Below are 18997 nucleotides of genomic sequence, written 5' to 3'. Positions count from 1 at the left end.
GGCCGTGCCAAGGACGGGGCGGCGGAGAATCCGCCGTGGAATCAAGGGCTTGCATGCGCAGCATGGGGCTGCGCGGGGGCGCGCTGCCGTCGCGGATTGCCCGCCTCGGGGCAGCACTGCCCGGATCCGGGCAGTGGCTTTGCCGAACCGCTTCGGTCAGGCGGGGGCTACTGCGCGCGGCAGCGTTACCGTCAGGGTGGTGCTGTTCCGGCCGTCGTCCGTGCTCATGGCGAGGCTGCCGCCTTGCGCTTCGGCCAGCAAGCGGGCCGAGTAGGTGCCGATGCCGCTGCCGCCTTGCTTGCCGAAGGAGGCGTAGCGCTCGAAGAAGCGCTCGCGCATGGCGGCGGGCACGGCGCCGCTGTTGTCTATCGTGACCACCAGCGGGCCGCCGTCGTGCAGCTTGATGGCCACCTGGCCGCCCGGCACGGCGGCGGCGGCTTCGCAGGCGTTCTTCACCAGGTTGTGCAAAATGGCCTGGCACAGCGTGGCGTCGCCCAGCGCGTGGCCGGCGCCGGCGGGGGCGTCCACGGTAATGGCGACGTTGCTGCCTGCGCAGGCGGCGCGCACGGCGTGCGCCACCTTGTGCAGCGCTGCGGACAGGTCCAGCGGCTCGGCCACCAGCTGGAAGGTGCCGGTTTCTATCATGAACAGGTCGGCCGAGAGCTTGACGGTGTCCAGCGCCTGCTGCGCCGTGGCGGCGATGAGCTGGGCTTGCTGCGCGTGGTCCGCAGCGGTTTGGGCGGCGGACGGGTTGGCGAGCTGCTGCGCCAGTTGCTGCGCCAGCCCGAGCACGCCGGCCAGCGGGCCTTTGATGTCGTGCCGCAGCATGCGTTCCACGTCTTCCCGCAGGCGGGCCGTTTCCAGCAGCGCGTCGTATTCGGCCTGGCGCTGCAGGTGCACGGCGATGTAGCGCATGAAGTTGTTGACGCGCAGCTGCAGCACGTCCGGGTCCACCGGTTTGCTGACGAAATCGACCGCGCCCAGGGTCAGGCCGCGCCGCCGCGCCGCCTCGTCGGTCAGCGCGGTGACGAAGATGATGGGGATGTGTGCGCTGCCCGGATGCTCGCGCATGCGCTGCGCCACTTCGAAGCCGTCCATGCCGGGCATCATCACGTCCAGCAGCACCAGGTCGGGCGGGTTGTCCGAGCTGCACATGGCCAGCGCCTTGGGGCCGTTGTGCGCCACGCGCACGCGGTACTGGCCTTCGAACAGGTCTGCGATCAGGCGCAGGTTTTCCGGCGTGTCGTCCACCACCAGCAGGGTGGGCTGCGGGGCGGCCGCCTGGCTTTGCGGACGCGCCGCTGCGGCGGCGGAGGCTGCGGCTGGTGCTGCGCCGGGCACGCGCACGCGGCGGCTGAGCGCACCGGCGATCTTGTCTTCCAGGCGCTGGCGCGTGTAGGGCTTGACCAGCAGGTCGGACACGCCGCTGGTAATGGCTTGCGCAATGCGGTCGCGGTCCGCTTCCGCCGTGACCATCACCATGGGGATGCCGGCCAGCTTTTCGTCGGCGCGGATATGGCGCAGCAGTTCCAGGCCGTCCATCAGCGGCATGTTCCAGTCCGACAGCACCAGGTCGATGGGGCGGCTTTGCAGCAGGCGCAAGGCGTCCGCGCCGTTGCTGGCGGTCTGCACGTCGAGCGCGCCCAGCGCGCGCAGCTGGTTGGCCGTGATCTGGCACATGGCGGGGACGTCGTCCACCACCAGGAAGTTGAATTTTTCGAGGTTCATTGCGTGCGTGGCTTCAGGTCTTCATCGCTGTCGATGTAGCGGTCGGCGATGGCTTTGCATTCGGCTTCCAAGGCCACGAAGGCGTCCAGGATGTCGGGGTCGAAGTGGCTGCCGCGTCCTTCCCGCATCAGCGCCACGGCCTGCGCGTGCGGCATCGCTTCCTTGTAGACGCGGCGCGAGATCAGCGCATCGTACACGTCGGCCACCGCCATCAGCCTGGCGGACAAGGGGATGGCGTCGCCGGCCAGGCCTTCTGGATAGCCGCTGCCGTCCCACTTTTCCTGGTGCGAGTAGGCGATCTCCTTGGCGCAGCTGAGGAAGGGCACGTCCACGCCCAGGCGGTGTTCGGCGTGTACGATGGCGTTGCGCCCCAGCGCGCAGTGGGTCTTCATGATTTCCCATTCGTCCGGCTCGAAGCGGCCGGGCTTGAGCAGGATGCGGTCCGGTATGCCGACCTTGCCGATGTCGTGCAGCGGCGCGGACTTGAACAGCACGTCGATGTAGGCGGGTGTGAGTTCGGCGGCAAAGCGCGGGTGGTGGCGCAGGTGGTCGGCCAGCAGCTTCACGTACCACTGCGTGCGCAGGATGTGGTTGCCGGTGTCGTTGTCGCGCGTCTCTGCCAGCGAGGCCATGGTGAGGATGGTGACGTCCTGCAGCGCGCGCACTTCACCGGTGCGGCGCTCCACTTCCTGCTCCAGGTAGGCGTTTTTGTCGCGCAGGAAGTCGGACGAGGCTTTCAGCGTCAGGTGGGTGCGCACGCGCGCCAGCACGATGGGCGGGCTGATAGGTTTGGTGATGTAGTCCACCGCGCCCAGCTTGAAGCCGAGCTGCTCGTCCCGGGTTTCGGATTTCGCTGTCAGGAAGATGATGGGGATGGCGGCGGTGAGCGGGTCGGCCTTGAGCTGGCGGCAGACTTCGTAGCCGTCCATTTCCGGCATCATGATGTCGAGCAGGATCAGGTCGGGCTGGGTGTCGCCGTGCGCAATCTTCAGCGCCTTGGCGCCGTTCGGGGCCACCTTGACGGTGTAGTCGCCCGACAGCAGGCCGCTCATCAGCGAGAGATTGTCGGGGGTGTCGTCCACCACGAGGATGACGGGTTTGCGCGGGAAACCGGTAGATTGGGTCATGGTTGCACTTCCTCAAGAACGGCCAGCGCCGTTTCAAAGTCGAACTGGCCGATAGCTTGCTGAAGGCGGCGGATGTGGTGGGGGTAGGCGCTGGCGAGCAGCGCCTGGTGTTCTAGCAGTACGCGTTCGGCCTGGGCGTCGTCGTCGGCCAGCAGGCGGACCAGCTGGGCGTGGACGTCGTCGCGCAGGGCGGTGTCGATGGCGGGCGGCGTACCCGCTGCATTTGCTGCATCTGTTGCGGCGCCCGATTCCGGGGGCAGGGCGGCGGCGATGGCGGCCAGTTGGACTGCCAGCTCCTGCGCCAGTGCGGCTTGCAGTTCGCCGGTGGCGCCGCCCGCGTTGATGGCGTGCTCCAGCGCCGCAGCGGCTTGCTGCAGGGCGTCCGCGCCGATATTGCCGGCCAGGCCTTTGAGGGTGTGGGCCAGGCGTTCAGCGTCGCCGTTGTCGCCCACGGCAATGGCGGCGGCGATGCGCGCGTCCGCGCCGGACTGGTTGGCGACAAAGCCGCGCAGCATGGCCAGGTAGCGTGGCCGCTTGCCCAGCACGCGGCGCAGGCCGGCCTGCATGTCCAGCCCGGGAATGGCGGCGGGCAGGCCGCAGTCGTCTTCGGCCGCCGCTGCTGCTGCCCCCGCTCCCACCGCTTCATTGCCTGCCGCATGGCGCGGCGGTATCCAGCGCAGCAGGGCGCGCCACAGTTCGTCCGGCTCGATAGGCTTGCTGACGAAATCGACCATGCCGGCCTCCAGGCACTGTGCGCGGTCGCTTTGCATGGCGTTGGCCGTCATGGCGACGACGGGCAGTGCGTCCAGCTCGGGCATGGCGCGCAGCCTGCGGGTGGCTTCGATGCCGTCCATTTCCGGCATCTGCATATCCATCAGCACGATGTCGTAGCGCTCCTTGCGCACCATGTCCAGCACCGCCAGTCCGTTGCCGGCCACGTCCACCAGCAGCCCGGCGTCGAGCAGCAGTTCGGTGGCCACCTGCTGGTTCAGTTCATTGTCCTCCGCCAGCAGCACGCGCGCGCCGGCGATGGTGCTCAGCGCCTCGGCGGTGGACTGCAGCAGCGGCAGTCCCACCAGGCTTGCGTTGTCCGCAGCGTTTTCGTACTCGCCGCCGAGCAGGCGTATCAGGGTGTTCAGCAGCACCGAGGCGTTGACCGGCTTGATCAGCACGTCCTCGATGCCGGCGGCGCGCGCCTGCGCCATCACTTCCTCTCGGCCGAAAGCGGTCACCATGGCCAGGCGCGGCGGGCGTTCCAGTTGCAGTTCGCGTGCCAGCGCCTGCAGCGCGGCGGCGGTTTCCGGGCCGTTCATGCCGGGCATCTGCCAGTCCAGCAGCACCACGTCGAACGCTTCCGGCGTGCCGGCCGTGGCGCGCACCCGCTCCAGCGCTTCCGCGCCCGAGGCCACGGCGCTGGCGGCGAAGCGCATCGACTCCAGTATGCCCGTCAGTACGGCGCGCGCGCTGTCGTTGTCGTCCACCACCAGGATGCGGCGCCCGCGCAGGTCCGGATGCGGCAGCAGCAGGCGGCGCTCGCCGGCGCCTATCGCCAGGCTGGCGGTGAACCAGAAGGTGGAGCCCTTGCCATGCTCGCTCTCCACGCCCACCGCGCCGCCCATCAGCTCCGCCAGTTTCTTGGAGATTGCCAGGCCCAGGCCGGTGCCGCCGTACTTGCGGGTGGTGGAGGAGTCGGCCTGCTGGAAGCTCTGGAACAGCTGCGCCATCTGCTGCTGCGTGAGGCCTATGCCGGTGTCGCGCACGGCGAAGCGCAGCAGCACCTTGCCGGCGGAGCTGGCCTGCACGCGCACGATGATGTCCACCTCGCCGCGCTCGGTGAACTTGACGGCGTTGTTGGCGTAGTTGATGAGGATCTGGCCCAGGCGCAGCGGGTCGCCCACCAGGCTGTCCGGCACGTCGCTGGCGACGTCGAACACCAGCTCCAGGCCTTTGGCGGCTATCTTGTCCGCGATGACCGTGCTGACGTTCTCCAGCACCTGGCCCAGCTCGAAGGGCGTGTGCTCCACCTGCAGCTTGTCGGCCTCGATCTTGGAGAAGTCCAGGATGTCGTTGATGATGCCCAGCAGATGCTGGCCGGCGCGCTGGATCTTCTGCACATAGTCGTGCTGGCGTGGCGTGAGACCGGTTTTCAGCGCCAGGTGGCTCATGCCGATGATGGCGTTCATCGGCGTGCGGATCTCGTGGCTCATATTGGCCAGGAACATGGACTTGCTGCGCGTGGCGTCTTCCGCCGCCTGCTTGGCCGCGCCCAGCGCCTGCGCCGCAATGTGTTCGGCGGTGACGTCGGCCAGGTAGCCGTTCCATACGTCCTGGCCGTCCGGCTGGCGCGCGCAGCTGCAGTGCAGCTCCACCCAGCGCGTGCCCAGATGGCCGTTGCCGCCGCCCGCGTGGCCGCCGCCAAAGGCCAGCCGGCGGTGCAGCGGCAACTGGTGCAGCGCCGCTTCGGACACTTGCGACAGCAGTCCGCCCGCGCCGTCCCGGCTGTCCGGGTCCAGCAGCGAGAACAGCACGCTGCCATTGGCCAGCACGTCGTTGGCCTGCAGTCCGGTGATGGCGGTAATGGCCGGGCTCATGAAGTTGAACACGGGCTTGCCGTCCAGACCCACGCGGAACTGGTACACGGCCACCGGCAGGTTGTTGGTGATTTCACGCATGCGCTTCTCGTTCTCGAAGCGCAGCCGGCGGGTGGTTTCCTGCTGGCGCTGGCGGCCGGTGACCACCAGTGCCAGCAGCCACATGGCCAGCAGCGCCGCGGCGGCTGCGGCCAGGTCGCGCCACAGCGGCAGCCAGGCGTTGCGGTCCTGCAGGCGCAGCACGCGCCAGTGGCCGCCGCTGTCGTCCGGCCAGTTCAGCTGCGCCGAGGCGACCGCGTGGAAGGAGCCGTTCAGCCATACCGCGCCGCTGTCCAGGTTGAAGGGCAGGTGCTCGGGGCCGTCGTCGTCGAACAGGGCGCCGAACTGCTTGCCGCGCACCAGCTCCTCGCGCCGCTCCACGCTCACTTGCCCGGCCAGCTTGAGCAGCCAGGGCGCGCGGTTGCTGGCGAAGACCACGCCGTCGGGCGACAGCAGCAGCACCGGGTCGTCGGTGCTGTCGAGCAGGCGGTCGATGTCGGCCACCGGCATCTTGACGGCGTAGGCACCGGTGATGGGGGTGTCGCGGCTGTTGCCGCCGTGGACAGGGGCGGCGAAATACAGGCCGCGCTCGTGCGAGGTGCCGCCGATGGCGGGGTAGACCGTGGCCTGGCCTGCCAGCGCGCGCCGCACGTAGGGGCGGAACGCCAGGTTGCGCCCCAGGCCGGTGGCCTTGCCTTCCCGGTTCAGATAGGCCAGCGTGGTGCCGTCGCCGGAGACCACGAAGACGTTGTCGGCGCCGTACTGGTCGATGATGGCGGCGAAGTCGGCGTGGATCTCGTTGGAGTCGAAGGCCAGTTCGCCGTTCAGCAACTGCTTGATGCTGGATTCGACCAGGCCCATCAGGATAGCCCCGCCGATGACCTTGTTCTCGCTGCTTTCGCCCTGCACGCGGGCGGCCAGTTCGGTGGTGGCGGCGGCCAGTTCGCTGCGGTGCTGCTGGAACACCAGCTGGCGCTGCGCCAGCACGCACGCCGCCGCCATGCCGACCGCCAGCGCGGCCCAGCGCAGCGTGGCGTTGCGCGGCCGCAGCGCGCGCTGCAGCAGCTTGCGGGCGCTGGCGCGCGGTTCTTGCGCCGGTGACGGGGACGGATGATGAACGTTCATTGCGGCCGGATTTGCTTTACTTGAGGAAAGTATAACGAAAATTCAACGCCGTGGGCGGATGGCGATATTTATATGTCGGGCTGTTGCTTGACTGAAAGCTCTGTGCTTATACTGGCTGCGACCATGAAACTCGCGCCGACCCTTCTTGCCTTCCTGCTGGCCGCCGCCGGCCCGCCACCTGCCGCCGCCGCGCCGCAGGCGCTGGCTTTCAAGCGCATCGACACGCTGGGCTCCGACGCGCAGTCCATCGTCTCCATGCTGCAGGACCGGCAGGGTTTCGTGTGGATAGGCACCATCGAGGGCGGCTTGTTCCGCTACGACGGCCGCCAGTCGGTACACTACCAGAATGACCCGCTCGACCCGCGCAGCCTGCCGGGCGGGCGCATCGCCGCGCTGTACAACGACGAGCAGGGCCGCATCTGGGCCGGCACCGACGAGGGCCTGGTGCGCTACGACCCGGCCACCAACGGCTTTATCCGCTACGTGCCGGACTCGGGGCCGAAGAACTACCGCATCGTGCGCCGCATTATCAGCGACGGTGCCGGCGGCATGTGGCTGGCCACCTGGGGCGGCTTGCAGCGCTTCGACCCGAAAACGGGCCGTTTCAAGATCTACCAGCACGACCCGGCGCGGCCGGACAGCCTGGCGCACAACGACATCAACGCGCTGGCCATGGACGCCAAGGGCGGCGTCTGGGCCGGCACCTGGCCGGGCGGCCTGGACTACCTGGCGCCGGGCAGCGAGAGCTTTGTGCACTACCGCGTGGACGACGAGGCCGCGCCCAGCGTGAAGGGCAACGACGTGCGCTCGCTGCACGCGGACAGCGCCGGCAAGCTGTGGATAGGCACGGACGACGGCCTGGTGGTCTGGAAGGCCGGCGAACCGTGGCAAACGCGGCGCCGCCTGCCGCAGCAGACCGGCCGCGTGACCCATATGGACGAGGACCTGAGCGGCGACCTGTGGATCAGCACCCGCACCGCCGGCGTGTGGCGCTGGGACCGCGAAACCGGGGACTTCCAGGTCTACCAGCGGCGCGCCGAGGACAGCCACAGCCTGTCCACCAACGCCATCAACCTGACCATGCACGACCGCACAGGCACGCTGTGGGTGGGCAGCTTCACCGACGGCGTGAGCCGCGCCAACCTGGGCTACCACGGCTTTGAGCGCATCGTGCCGCGCGACGTGGCGCCGGACGTGTTCAAGGCCAGCAATTTCGTGCGCAGCCTGGGCGCGGCGCCGCAGGGCAGGCTGTGGCTGGGCGTGGACGACGGCCTGGTGCTGTTCGATCCCGCCGAGCGCAAGCTGCTGCGCCACTACGCGGCCGATGCGAAGCGGCCCGGCACACTGAGCAACAACGTCATCTACAGCCTGTACCAGCAGCCGGGCGGTCCGCTGTGGGCGGGCACCTCGCGCGGCCTGAACCGGCTGGACAAGCTGGACGGCCCCTTCCAGGCCATCCATTTCGGCAGCGGCGCCATCGACTTCATCAACCGCATCGCGCCCGGGCGCGGCGGCCTGCTGTGGCTGGGCACCAGCGCCGGCCTGGTGCGCTACGATATTGCCAGCGGCGCGCACACCGTGCACGCGCATGACCCGGCCGACCCCGGCAGCCGCAGCGTGGACGGCGTGACCACCTTGATGGAGGACAGCGCGGGCCGGGTCTGGACCGGGGAATTCTTCCGTGGCGGGCTGGACGTGCGCGACCCGGAAACCGGCAAGTTCACCCGCGTGCGCAGCGACCCGGCGCGCGCCGACACGCTGAGCAGCGACCGCATCAGCTGCCTGCACGAGGACGCCAGCGGCGCCATCTGGGTGGGCACCGCGCGCGGCCTGAACCGCATCCGCATCCGCGACGGCAAGCTGGAGGTGAAGCGCTACAGCCACAAAGGCAGCGTGGGCACGCAAATGGTGGAAGCGATACAGTCCGACCGTGCCGGCATGCTGTGGGTGACGACTGTTGCCGGCATGTCCAAGCTGGAGCCGCTGAGCGAGAACGTGACCAACTACTCGGTGGAGGACGGCCTGACCGAGGGCTTCTACCTGGACGCGTCGGTGCGCGGCAGCGACGGCAGGCTGTATTTCGGCAGCACCAGCGGCATCACCAGCGTCAACCCTGCGATACACAGCAGCGTATCGCGCCCGCCGCAACTGGCCATTACCGGCATCAGCCTGTTCAACAAGCCGCTCCGGCCGGGCGCGGCGCCGCCGGGCGTGACGCTGGAAGGCAGCCTGACGGCGCCGCAGTCGCTCACCTTGCCGTGGAACGCGGACGTGCTCACCATCGAGTTCGCGGCGCTGCATTACGCCGAGCCCAAACGCAACGGCTACCGCTACAAGCTGGAGGGCTTCGACCAGGACTGGGTGCAGGCCGACGCCAGCCGTCCCGCCGCCACCTACACCAATCTGAACCCGGGCAGCTACCGCTTCCGCCTGATGGGCAGCAACAACAAAGGCGTGGAGAGCAAGGCCGAGGTGACGCTGCCGATCACCATTACGCCGCCGCTGTGGCAAACCTGGTGGTTCCGCGCGGCGGCTGCCGTGGCGGCCGTGTCGCTGCTGGCGCTGCTGTACCGCTGGCGCGTGCGCAGCCTGACCTCGCGCGCCACCCGGCTGGAAAGCATCGTGGCCGAACGTACCCGCGCGCTGCAGGAGTCCAACCAGAAGCTGGCGGCGCTGTCGGCCACGGACGCGCTGACCGGCATTGCCAACCGGCGCAGCTTCGACGACGCGCTGGCGCGCGAGTGGCGGCGCGCGGCGCGGCGCGGCGAGCCGCTGGCGGTGGCCATGTTCGATGTGGATTTCTTCAAGCCCTATAACGACCACTACGGCCACGCCGCCGGTGACGACACCCTGCGCCGCGTGGCGCAGGCGCTGGCGGGTGGCCTGCACCGCGCGGGCGACCTGGTGGCGCGCTACGGCGGCGAGGAGTTCGTCTTTATCGCGCCCGGCGTGTCGCCCGAGGAAGCGCTGCGCATGGCGGACGGCCTGCGGCTGGCCGTGGAGGCGCTGGCGCTGCCGCACGCGCTGTCATCCTTCGGCCGGGTGACGGCCAGCGTGGGCGTGGCGTCCATCGTGCCGGCGCAAGGAGCTGCGGTGGACGGCGCCAAGGAGGGCGCAGGCGGCGCGGCGGCGCTGATGCACGCGGCCGACCAGGCGCTGTACCGCGCCAAGGCGGACGGCCGCAACCGCTGCGTGCTGGCCTGAGCTACCAGGCCGGCCTGCTTAGATGGTCTGCGGCACGCCGGTCAGCTTGTCCGGATTGCGCACCGCGTAGATGCCGGCGATAAGACCGTCCACCACCAGGATGGCCTGCGCCGATTCCAGCTTGCCGCCGATGTAGCGCAGGAAGCCCGGCTCGCCGTTCAGCATGGCGGTGCGGTATTCCACCTGGCCTGGATACTTGTCCAGCGTGCGGCAGAACAGGCGCGTCACGGCGCCCATGCCGTGGATAATGCGCGGGAAGGACGGCACTTTGCCGCCGCCGTCGCTCACCAGCTCCACATTTGCCGCCAGCAGCGCCTGGATGGCGGCGGCCTGCCCGGTGTGCGCCGCGTCCAGGAATTTGCCCAGCAGGCTGCGGTGTGCTTCGTTGTTTACCCCATAACGCTTCTTGTCCTGCTGCACGCGCTCTTGCGCCCGGTGCACCATCTGGCGGCAGGCCGCTTCGCTTTTGCCCAGCAGCGCCGCCACTTCGCCGTAGTCGTAGTCGAACACTTGGCGCAGCAGGAAGGCGGCGCGCTCGTCCGGCGACAGGCGTTCCAGCACCCACATGAAGGCTACGCCCAGTTCGCCGGCCATTTCCGCCTGTGTTTCCGGTGTGCGCTCGTCCATTTCCACCAGCGGTTCCGGCAGCCACCAGCCGGCATAGGATTCGCGCTCGGCCTTGGCCACGCGCAGGCGGTCGAGCGCAAGCCGGGTGACGATGGTGACCAGCCAGGCCTCGGGCGATTGCAGCGCGGCCTGGTCGCTGCCGTCCCAGCGCAGCCAGGCGTCCTGCACCACGTCCTCTGCGTCGGCGCGCACGCCCAGCATGCGGTAGGCGATCGAGAACAGGCGCGGACGCAGCGCGGAGAAGGCGAGGGCGGAAGGGGTGGCGGCTTGTGGCATGGCGGGACGGTGAAAAAGCGATACAGCTATTGTGACATATACGTTTCCAGTGTAACTGGCAGCGCCGCCATCATCGATAAAAATACCGATTGTTACCTTTGTCGTGGAAATTTCAGGTGCTGCGTCCTAAGCTGCTAGGTGCGGAAGCAGTAGTAGGAGGCACCATGCAAGAAAAAGAACTGGCTTTGCAATATGACTTGATCGGCCGTTTGTATGAAGCGGCCCTGCACGAAGAACATTGGCCCGCCCTGTGCGAGGATATCGCCGCCGCCATCGGGGCCAATGGCGCCAATGGCGCCGGCAGCGCCGCAGCAATGCTGCAGGCCAGCGCCGGCGCCGTGGCCGCCGTCGCCAGCGAGGACAACGGCTGGATGGGTGTGCTGAAGCCCCACCTGGAACGCGCGCTGAAATTGCGCAGCCGCCTGGCCCATAACGACCTGGCGGAGCATTGCAGCGTGGCCGCGCTGGACGCGCTGGCCACGGCGGTGGTGCTGCTGGACAGCGGCCTGACGGTGCTGTACGCGAACGGCGCTGCCGGCTTGCTGTTCGGCGCCGAGTCGCCGCTGCAGCTGCGCGGCGCGCGGCTGGCGCAGACCGCCTCGCGCGGCGCGCAAACGCTGGCGCACATGGTGCGGCGCGCGGTGCGCTGCCTGGAGCCGGACAACCTGGGCGGGCCGGCGCAGGGCACGCAGTCGCTGTGCCTGCCGCGCGGCGGCCGCCTGCCGCTGACGCTGTCCGTGGCGCCGTTCATGCTGGCGGGCGGCGCCGCCGGCGGGCGCGCCTGCGCCATCGTCATGGCGCGCGATCCGGAGGCGGTGACCGCATCGGCCGCCGTACTGCAGCAGCTGTTCGAGCTGACGCCGGCCGAGGCGGCGGTCAGCTGCGCGCTGGCGGCGGGCGCTTCGCTGGAGGACATTGCGGCGGCCAGCAGCGTGAGCGTGAACACCGTGAAGACCCATTTGCACCGGGTCTACGGCAAGACGTCCACGCGGCGGCAGGGCGAACTGATCGCGCTGATCCACGGTTCCACGGCGACTTTGCTGCCGCCTCATTCAGTCGGATGACGCCAGCACCAGCATGCCTGCCTACAATGGGTTCGACCGGTGCACACAGGCCGGCGCGAACCTTAATCCAGTTATCCAGGGATGGTGCATATCATGAAAAAATTACTATTGGCGGCATTGATGGGCGCAGCATGCGTGGGCGCGGTAGCGCAGCAGAGCGAAACGGTGACCATCCCGGCGCCGGCGCAGACAATCTCGGCGATCGAGGCGCCCACGCAGCGCGTGTACCTGACAGATATGGAATTCGGCAGCTACAAAGGCGGCTATGACTTGTCGAACGGGCAGGTGCTGACGCTGACGAAAAAAGGCAGCCGCATGTACGCCCAGGTGGGCGACATGGACGAGCACCAAGTGGTGGCCGTGGCGCACAATACCTTTGTGGCGCTGGACCAGAAACTGAAAGTGCGCATCGACCTGGATACGGGCATCGGCAGCGGCATCGGCGGCGAGCTGCTGATGGTGGTGCCTGGCCGCAGCATAGCCGGCATGCCTGCGCAGGATACGCTGATGCGGGTGGCCTTCCGCTAACAAGGGCGCGCGGCGGCGCCCGGGTGGCTTACAGCTGCTGCTGGGCGTCGAAGGTGTTGCAGCGGCCGGTGTCGCCGCTTTCCAGGCCGCGCTTGAACCAGCGCACGCGCTGCTCCGAGCTGCCGTGCGTGAAGGAGTCCGGCACCACGCGGCCCTGGGACTGGCGCTGCAGCGCGTCGTCGCCGATGGCGGTGGCGGCGCTCAGCGCCGTTTCCACGTCGCCCTGCTCCAGTATGCTGCGTGAGCGGTTGGCGTGGAAGGCCCACACGCCGGCGAAGCAGTCGGCCTGCAATTCCAGCCGCACCGACAGCGCATTGGCCTGCCGCTCGGAAGCGCGGCGGCGCTGCTGGTCCACCTTGTCCGAAATGCCGGTCACGTGCTGCACGTGGTGGCCCACTTCGTGCGCGATCACATAGGCTTGCGCGAACTCGCCGTTGACGTGGAAGCGTTCCTGCATCAGCCGGTAGAAGCTCAGGTCGATATACACTTGCTGGTCGCCGGGGCAGTAGAAGGGGCCGGTGGCGGACTGGCCGGTGCCGCAGGCGGTATCGGTGCTGCCGCTGAACAGGATCAGCCTGGGCTTGACGTAGCTGCCGCCCTTGGCGCGGAACAGCTCGGTCCACACGTCCTCCGTGTCGGCCAGCACCACCCTGACGAACTTGCTTTGCCGGTCGGACGCGGGAGGCGTGTGCGACGGCGCCTGCTGCTGCACCTGGGCCGGACCGCCGCCACCGCCGCTGAGCAGGCTGAGCATCGTGAGCGGATTCACGCCGAACACATACGAGCCGATGAGCGCCAGCACCACGGTGCCGATGCCGATGGAGCGGCCGCCCAGGCCAAAGCCGCCACCGCCGCCGCCGCCATCGCCGCGCCGGTCTTCAACGTTGTCGCTCTCGCGGTTGCCTTCCCATTTCATGGCGTGCTCCTGTTCTGCAGTCTTATAGGTTTGTAGCCACTATACGCTAGCAATGCGGTTGCGGCCGCCGCGCTTGGCGCGGTACAGTGCGTCGTCCGCACGCTTGAGCACGTCCTCGGCGTGGGCGTCGCCCGCAAGGAACTCGCTCAGGCCGCCGCTGATGGTGGCGCCGCCGCCCACCGCGCCCAGGCGCAGCAAGGCCTCCGCCACGCGCAGGCGCAGCCTTTCGGCGATGGGGGCGGCCTGGTCGCGGTTGGTGTGCGGCATGAGCACCACGAATTCGTCGCCGCCGAGGCGGGCCGGGAAGTCGGTGCTGCGCAGCTCGTCGCGGCAGACGTCGGCGGCGGCGCGGATGGCCTTGTCGCCGAACAGATGGCCGAACTGGTCGTTGATATTTTTAAAGTGGTCGATGTCGAAGATCAGCAGCGTGGTCGGGGTGCCGTAGCGTGCGAACACTTGATAATGTTCGGTCAGCGATCCCATCAGCTTGCGCCGGTTGTACAGGCCGGACAGCTCGTCGATCTCGCTGTGCAGGCGCAGCTGGGCTTCCAGCTGGTGGCGCGCGGTGATATTGCTGGCCACCCACAGCACCGCGTCCTCGCCGTCCACCTGGAATTCGAGCGCCTGCGCGCGGCCCTCGAACCAGCTGGCTTTCAGCGGCGGCCGGTTGCCCTTGTACAGGATGTCGCCGCTGTCCAGGCCGTATTCGACCACGTGCAGGCTGCGCGTGGCCAGCGCCTTGTGGATTTCGCCCACAAACCACTCGGCCTTGGCCGGCACCAGCAACTCGGCCATGGTTCTACCCGCGAGAAAGCCGATCTCGTCGTAATAACGCACGTCCGCCCCGCCGAAAATGGCCGCGTAGCGGCCGCTGCGGGTGAGCAGGAAGGCCGGGTCGGGCAGGGCTTTCAGGACCGAGGCAATCTCTTGGCTCGACAGGGCAGGCAGGTGCGGCATGGAAAATCCGGGGTCTTGTTTAACTAGCATTCAATTTTTGTGCAGCGCCGCAACGGTAGCAGAGGTATGGCCTTAAGGCAAGATAGCGCCGCCTGCGGCCGGGTTCGCATAGCATGCAGGTTGAGCTTGTATCGGGAGGCTGGCCATGTTGATTTTACTGAAACGCGCGCTGTGCATGCTGTTGCTGGCCTGCGGCGCCGGCGCATCCGCCGGCACGGTGGGGGACCGCGTGGCGCTGCAATATTTTTACCCTGACCTCGACACGCCCACACGCAGCTACGCGGCCCAGCTGGTGGACGGCGACGGTGCGCTGTTCCGCAATGTGGCAGGCGTGTTCGACCTCACCATTACCGACACGCAAGTTATCGCCAGCAACTTCAACACCCGCGCCATGTGGCTGGGCGGCGCCTTCAACGGTTTCGCCCTGACCGACCTGGACCATGGATTTCATCCCTTTGCGGCGCTGGGACGGGAAACCAATATGGCGGGCTTCTCGCCGGCCAACGTGACCTTCAGCGGGAACGTGGCCTATGTCAATTGGCAGGGGCTGTCCTTTGACGAGGACACGCGGGTGGTACTCTACCTGAGCGCCGTGCCGGAACCTGCCGCCTACGTGCTGATGCTGGCGGGCGGCCTGATCCTGCTGCTGGCGCTGCGCCGGGGCCGGGCGGTTCAGGCCGGGTAGGCGGGCGCGTCGGCCAGCACGCCGGCCAGCTGAAGCTCGCCGCGCGCATGCGGCTCCCACGCCAGCTTCAAGTGCGCATCCCGGAACTGCCCCCGGCGCTCCATATAGTCTGCTGCGTAGTCGTAGAACAGTACATAGTGCATATCGTCCCTTTGTAGCCATGGCCGAGCAGGAATGCTAACATTTTGCTTGGCTAGGTGCCGGGGCTCGCGGGTGATCCCGCTATAATGAGCCTATTTGCTGCCAAGGATCTGGACATGCGAACCATGACATCCCTCGAAGCGCAAAACCACTTCGGCGAAATGATCGACACTTCTCAACGGGAACCTGTCCTCATTACCAGGCGAGGTCGTCCGGTCTCCATCGTAATATCTTCGAACGGAGACTCCAGCGACTCCCTCTTTCAGTACATGAAGGCGGTACGGGAATTGGCTCCTCTGCAAGGCAAGGAAGCTTCCGATGCCCTCGCTGATGTGCTGTCTCGCATGGGAGCCCAGGCGGAAATAGACGGCTTGACGGAAGCAGACATAAGTAAATTGATTAATGACGCAGAGTGATTTGCGTCGTATCGTTTTCGATACCAATGTACTTGTCAGTGCGGCGATCCTTCCGGTCTCGGTTAGCCGGAAAGCACTGTTGCATGCTGTCGAGCACTTTCAGCTTGTCCACTCCGATCAAACGTGGGCTGAGTTCACTGAAGTTATTTGCCGGAAGAAATTTGATCGATATTTCCCAGACTTGAGCCGCCACGAATTCCTTCTTGTCGTAGCCAGAGCCAGCGAGTTCTTGAACGTCTCTACAATTGTTTCCGACTGTCGAGACCCCAAGGACAACAGGTTCCTTGCTTTGGCAATCGATGCCGGAGCGGCCGCGATAGTCAGCGGTGACAGCGACCTTTTGATGCTGAATCCTTATCGCGGAATTCGAGTGATGTCGCCATCCGATTTTCTGGGGATTTGATCAGCGCGAGTAGAATTGCCGTGCTCCATATCTACGCCGCGCTGGGGCGGCGAAACTAATACAGGGAGAGCCGCGTGACTGCCGACGAGATCATCGAACAACTCAGGCCCTTGGGCCGCGATTCCTATAAAAACGTGATGTTCAAGCATGGCGTGCCGGAACCGCTGCTGGGCGTGAAGATCGAGGATTTGAAAGTCTTCCAGAAGAAAATCAAGAAGGACTACCAGCTGGCGCTGGAGCTGTACGACAGCGGCATCTACGACGCGCGCTACCTGGCCGGCCTGATCGCCGACGACCGCGCCATGAGCCGCGCCGACCTGCAGCACTGGGCGGACACCTCCAGCTGCCTGGCCACCAGCGAATACACCGTGGCCTGGGTGGCGAGCGAAAGCCTACACGGGCGCGAACTGGCGCTGGCCTGGATAGACTCCGGCGAAGAAAAAATCGCCACCGCCGGCTGGGCCACCCTGAGTGGGCTGGTGGCGATCACCGACGACGGCAAGCTGGACCTGGAGGAGCTCAGGTATCTGCTGCTGCGTGTGCAGGAAACCATCCACCGGCAGCCGAACCGTGTGCGCTACGTAATGAATGGTTTCGTGATTGCCGTGGGCTGCTACGTGGCCCCGTTGACCGCGCTGGCCGAGCAAGTGGGCAGGGCGCTCGGCGCCGTCACCGTCGACATGGGCGACACCGCCTGCAAAGTGCCGCCGGCGGTGGATTACATCGACAAAGTCCGGCAGCGCGGCACGCTGGGCAAGAAGCGCAAGACCATTAAGTGTTGAACCGATGTGGGAATTTGGGCGCAGGACTTACCAAATGCAGCTTATCTCCAGACGCTTAACGCCTTGCTTGTCTTTTTTGGAAACAACTGTGCATGCCAAAGTGTTGTCAGCTATGCGCTTGGCGAGAATGACCTCGCCGCGTTCGCCATAGCGGCAAGCGATCCACTTTCCGCCCTCGATCATGCCTTCAAGCTCCTCCCAAACATCGCCTGACGCCGTCGAACGGCTTGGCTTGAGAAATCCTTTTGCGGCTGGCGGACCGAACATGGGCTCGGCGTAACTCAGGCGCAGGCTGGTTCGGGCGAACGGGGTCCAGCCGGTGGGAGGATTAGTGATGTACACAGAGTCTTGAGGTATCTCCGGTGGGCATTCGATCAAGTGCTGCGTAGCGGCTGAAGCCATCAGCGTTACTGAAGTGCCGAGCGCCGCAGCGAGGTAGAGGTGATAGTGAGCCATATCTCACCTCATCTCAATAACGCTGTAGGCGTCGGCATTATTGCTGGCATTTGGCCATGCCCCACTTTTGCGTTGCTTGAGGCCTCTGGAGGGGATGAAGCGAGAGGAAATTGTCGGTTTGTTGTTCTGGTCGGCGGGACGGTCATCTTTCCATTGGTCCATTACCCAGATTCCCTTGATGCCGTGCCGAAGGAAGAGTGCCGCGTGGTTGCCCTTAGAGTGGCTAAGATAATGGCCGTTGACGAACGTGGCGATGGCTGTGCCGGGTTGGATATCCTTGTTGTTCATGACGGCCGCACCGGCTTTCCAGCCTCTATGGTTAGGGGCTCCACCGTAGAACTGAACTAGTGCAACGCATTGAGTTGTCCCTACTTTTGCTTTTCCTTCCAAATCAGACACTTTTGAATAGACGTATGCCATTTCAGTCTCCATGCGTGGGGATGTGGTCGAACTGGTGGAACGGGAGATGATTCAGGCGATTCGGTTACTCGAGAGATCCCAGCCGCCTACGGTATTGCCAGCGATGCCGCCGCCTATTCGCTGCTGCACGTATTTCCAGTTCACCCTGGAGAACTTCAGGCCGACGTGCTCAGTAAGGATTTCGCCTTCCTCGATGCCTGGCGTGACATGGCCGATCAGGACGTCTTCGAGGTCGATCTCGAAATACTTGATCCGTTCACCCTGTCCATCCGCACGCATGAATTCGAGCTTGGCCTTAGGAATGGTTTTTCCTGCCGAGCACGTCTGCAGCAGTAGCGGAGAGGAAAGGTCCGCTAGCTTGGTTAAGCTGATTTCTGAATGTTCACAGCGCTCTGCCGTATGACCACCGCCTGTGGATGCGGTTGCGCTCTTGGGTTGCGCAATGCCCCAGTGGACTGAGGTGCATTCAATCCAGCTGCGGTGTTTGTCGTCGTTCGATTCGCCGTTGATGCCGTCGATTTGCAGGTATACATCGATTGCCATGGTTCTCTCCTGGGTAAGCAATAGGACGAGGCCTATTGTTACTTGATGGTGAGAAATATTCTGTGCGGAGGATCAAAGAGATAGCAGGCCGATACTGCGTCACAGCAAGGTCTATTCCGTTTTTGAGTCGGATGTTTTGCGAAGCGGCCGGAAACAAAAAAGCCCACGAACCGAAATTCGTGGGCTTCCTTGAGTATTCGTGGTAGGCCGTGCGGGATTCGAACCTGCGACCAACGGATTAAAAGTCCGCTGCTCTACCAGCTGAGCTAACGACCCGAAAGAGGCAGCATTATAGGGCGGCTTGCGCGTTTCTGCAAGCGCGGTTTTTATTCTTCGCTTTCTTCCGGCACGTCCAGCCAGGCGATGCGGCCGCCTCCGGTTTCGGCCAGGCGCGCCGTCAGCGCCACGGCGGCGCTGTCCGGCAGGCTGAAGTCGAAGCGCACCAGGTCCGCGTGCTGCACGCCGTCCAGCCGTGCCTCGGCCAGTTCGATTTCGCGCCGCATCAGCCCTTCCAGCGCATACGGCACCTCGCAGCGCAGCGCGCGCAGTTTGACGATGGCGATCTTCTCCGCCCCCAGCAACGCTTGCGCCACGCTGTCGGTGTAGGCGCGCACCAGGCCGCCCGCGCCCAGTTTCACGCCGCCGAAGTAGCGCACCACGGTGGCTTGCACGCCTTCCAGGTCCTGGTGGCGCAGCACGTCCAGCATGGGGCGGCCGGCGGTGCCGCTGGGTTCGCCGTCGTCCACGGCGGCGGACTGGCCGCCTGCCAGCAGCGCCCAGCAGACGTGGGCCGCGCCCGGATGTTGCGCCCATAACTCCGCCACCACTTTTTGCGCCGATGCGCGGTCCGCCATCGGCTGCACGCAGGCGATGAAGCGGCTCTTTTTGATGATCAATTCGTGATGGACGGCGGTGGTAATGGTCTGCGGCATGGTGCGATTGTACAGGCTTGCTATACTCGCCCTCAAC

Annotated in this window: 17 protein-coding genes, 1 tRNA gene and 1 pseudogene; 7 read left to right on the top strand and 12 right to left on the bottom strand. The window is 66.1% G+C overall.

The features are described from left to right. Window positions 1-156: 156 nt before the first annotated feature. The 3 genes from KT882_RS23430 to KT882_RS23420 are packed head-to-tail and all read right to left on the bottom strand — an operon-like array spanning window position 157 to window position 6610. Window positions 157-1728: an ATP-binding response regulator gene (locus tag KT882_RS23430; protein ID WP_161074836.1), complete on the bottom strand. Its 1572-nt coding sequence runs from the start codon at window positions 1726-1728 to the stop codon at window positions 157-159. After that, window positions 1725-2855, bottom strand: coding sequence for a response regulator (locus KT882_RS23425; RefSeq protein WP_161074835.1), 1131 nt, complete (start codon window positions 2853-2855; stop codon window positions 1725-1727). The genes KT882_RS23430 and KT882_RS23425 overlap by 4 nt, the downstream gene beginning before the upstream one ends. After that, on the bottom strand, window positions 2852-6610 hold the full coding sequence (locus tag KT882_RS23420) for a response regulator (protein ID WP_161074834.1): 3759 nt from the start codon (window positions 6608-6610) through the stop codon (window positions 2852-2854). Before KT882_RS23420 ends, KT882_RS23425 begins: the two co-directional genes overlap by 4 nt. Before the next feature lie 123 nt (window positions 6611-6733). On the opposite strand from KT882_RS23420, the gene KT882_RS23415 reads away from it, so the two are divergent. Then, window positions 6734-9814 carry a diguanylate cyclase gene (locus tag KT882_RS23415; protein ID WP_228893445.1) on the top strand — a complete coding sequence of 1027 codons (3081 nt, stop codon included), beginning with the start codon at window positions 6734-6736 and terminating at the stop codon, window positions 9812-9814. 18 nt (window positions 9815-9832) lie between these two features. On the opposite strand, the gene sigJ is transcribed toward KT882_RS23415, so the two are convergent. Beyond that, window positions 9833-10717 carry an RNA polymerase sigma factor SigJ gene (sigJ, locus tag KT882_RS23410; protein WP_228893444.1) on the bottom strand — a complete coding sequence of 295 codons (885 nt, stop codon included), beginning with the start codon at window positions 10715-10717 and terminating at the stop codon, window positions 9833-9835. Between the two features lie 164 nt (window positions 10718-10881). Here sigJ and KT882_RS23405 point away from each other — a divergent pair, with 164 nt between their 5' ends. Beyond that, window positions 10882-11781, top strand: coding sequence for a helix-turn-helix transcriptional regulator (locus KT882_RS23405; protein WP_228893443.1), 900 nt, complete (start codon window positions 10882-10884; stop codon window positions 11779-11781). A 93-nt stretch (window positions 11782-11874) separates the two neighbouring features. Beyond that, entirely contained in the window at window positions 11875-12309 is a 435-nt protein-coding gene (locus KT882_RS23400) for a hypothetical protein (RefSeq protein WP_161074723.1), read from the top strand. 28 nt (window positions 12310-12337) lie between these two features. On the opposite strand, the gene ypfJ is transcribed toward KT882_RS23400, so the two are convergent. Both ypfJ and KT882_RS23390 read right to left on the bottom strand, forming a co-directional pair. Continuing rightward, entirely contained in the window at window positions 12338-13225 is an 888-nt protein-coding gene (gene ypfJ / locus KT882_RS23395) for a KPN_02809 family neutral zinc metallopeptidase (RefSeq protein WP_161074724.1), read from the bottom strand. Window positions 13226-13264: 39 nt separating this feature from the next. Continuing rightward, window positions 13265-14182 (bottom strand): sensor domain-containing diguanylate cyclase, encoded by a 918-nt coding sequence (locus KT882_RS23390; RefSeq protein ID WP_228893442.1) that lies wholly within the window; start codon window positions 14180-14182, stop codon window positions 13265-13267. Window positions 14183-14327: 145 nt separating this feature from the next. Between KT882_RS23390 and KT882_RS23385 the strand changes: the two genes are divergently transcribed. After that, the gene (locus KT882_RS23385) at window positions 14328-14867 is read left to right on the top strand and encodes a PEP-CTERM sorting domain-containing protein (RefSeq protein WP_161074726.1); all 540 of its coding nucleotides are present in this window, start codon (window positions 14328-14330) and stop codon (window positions 14865-14867) included. Window positions 14868-14875: 8 nt separating this feature from the next. On the opposite strand, the pseudogene KT882_RS23380 reads toward KT882_RS23385, so the two are convergent. Then, a pseudogene (locus KT882_RS23380) lies at window positions 14876-15010 on the bottom strand (YciI-like protein); the annotation flags it as partial. Between the two features lie 123 nt (window positions 15011-15133). Here KT882_RS23380 and KT882_RS23375 point away from each other — a divergent pair. From KT882_RS23375 to KT882_RS23365, 3 genes are all read left to right on the top strand, one after another. Then, complete coding sequence (locus KT882_RS23375; RefSeq protein ID WP_223149394.1) at window positions 15134-15424, top strand: type II toxin-antitoxin system Phd/YefM family antitoxin; 291 nt, start codon at window positions 15134-15136, stop codon at window positions 15422-15424. Next, the gene (locus KT882_RS23370) at window positions 15411-15827 is read left to right on the top strand and encodes a putative toxin-antitoxin system toxin component, PIN family (RefSeq protein WP_161074728.1); all 417 of its coding nucleotides are present in this window, start codon (window positions 15411-15413) and stop codon (window positions 15825-15827) included. Before KT882_RS23375 ends, KT882_RS23370 begins: the two co-directional genes overlap by 14 nt. Before the next feature lie 74 nt (window positions 15828-15901). Then, window positions 15902-16609: a DNA alkylation repair protein gene (locus tag KT882_RS23365; RefSeq protein ID WP_161074729.1), complete on the top strand. Its 708-nt coding sequence runs from the start codon at window positions 15902-15904 to the stop codon at window positions 16607-16609. A gap of 27 nt (window positions 16610-16636) precedes the next feature. On the opposite strand, the gene KT882_RS23360 is transcribed toward KT882_RS23365, so the two are convergent. The 5 genes from KT882_RS23360 to KT882_RS23340 form a co-directional block, all read right to left on the bottom strand. Then, on the bottom strand, window positions 16637-17065 hold the full coding sequence (locus tag KT882_RS23360; RefSeq protein WP_228893441.1) for an STY0301 family protein: 429 nt from the start codon (window positions 17063-17065) through the stop codon (window positions 16637-16639). A gap of 3 nt (window positions 17066-17068) precedes the next feature. Next, window positions 17069-17485, bottom strand: coding sequence for a BPSL0067 family protein (locus tag KT882_RS23355; protein WP_161074731.1), 417 nt, complete (start codon window positions 17483-17485; stop codon window positions 17069-17071). 51 nt (window positions 17486-17536) lie between these two features. Beyond that, complete coding sequence (locus KT882_RS23350; RefSeq protein WP_161074732.1) at window positions 17537-18028, bottom strand: Hcp family type VI secretion system effector; 492 nt, start codon at window positions 18026-18028, stop codon at window positions 17537-17539. Between the two features lie 200 nt (window positions 18029-18228). Next, a tRNA-Lys gene (locus KT882_RS23345) sits at window positions 18229-18304 on the bottom strand. A 50-nt stretch (window positions 18305-18354) separates the two neighbouring features. After that, complete coding sequence (locus tag KT882_RS23340) at window positions 18355-18960, bottom strand: IMPACT family protein (RefSeq protein ID WP_161074733.1); 606 nt, start codon at window positions 18958-18960, stop codon at window positions 18355-18357. Between the last annotated feature and the right edge of the window lie 37 nt (window positions 18961-18997).

The sequence above is a fragment of the Pseudoduganella aquatica genome, assembly GCF_020865585.1.
GTDB lineage: Bacteria > Pseudomonadota > Gammaproteobacteria > Burkholderiales > Burkholderiaceae_D > Rugamonas > Rugamonas aquatica_A.
This window is presented reverse-complemented; position numbering and strand designations above follow the sequence as displayed.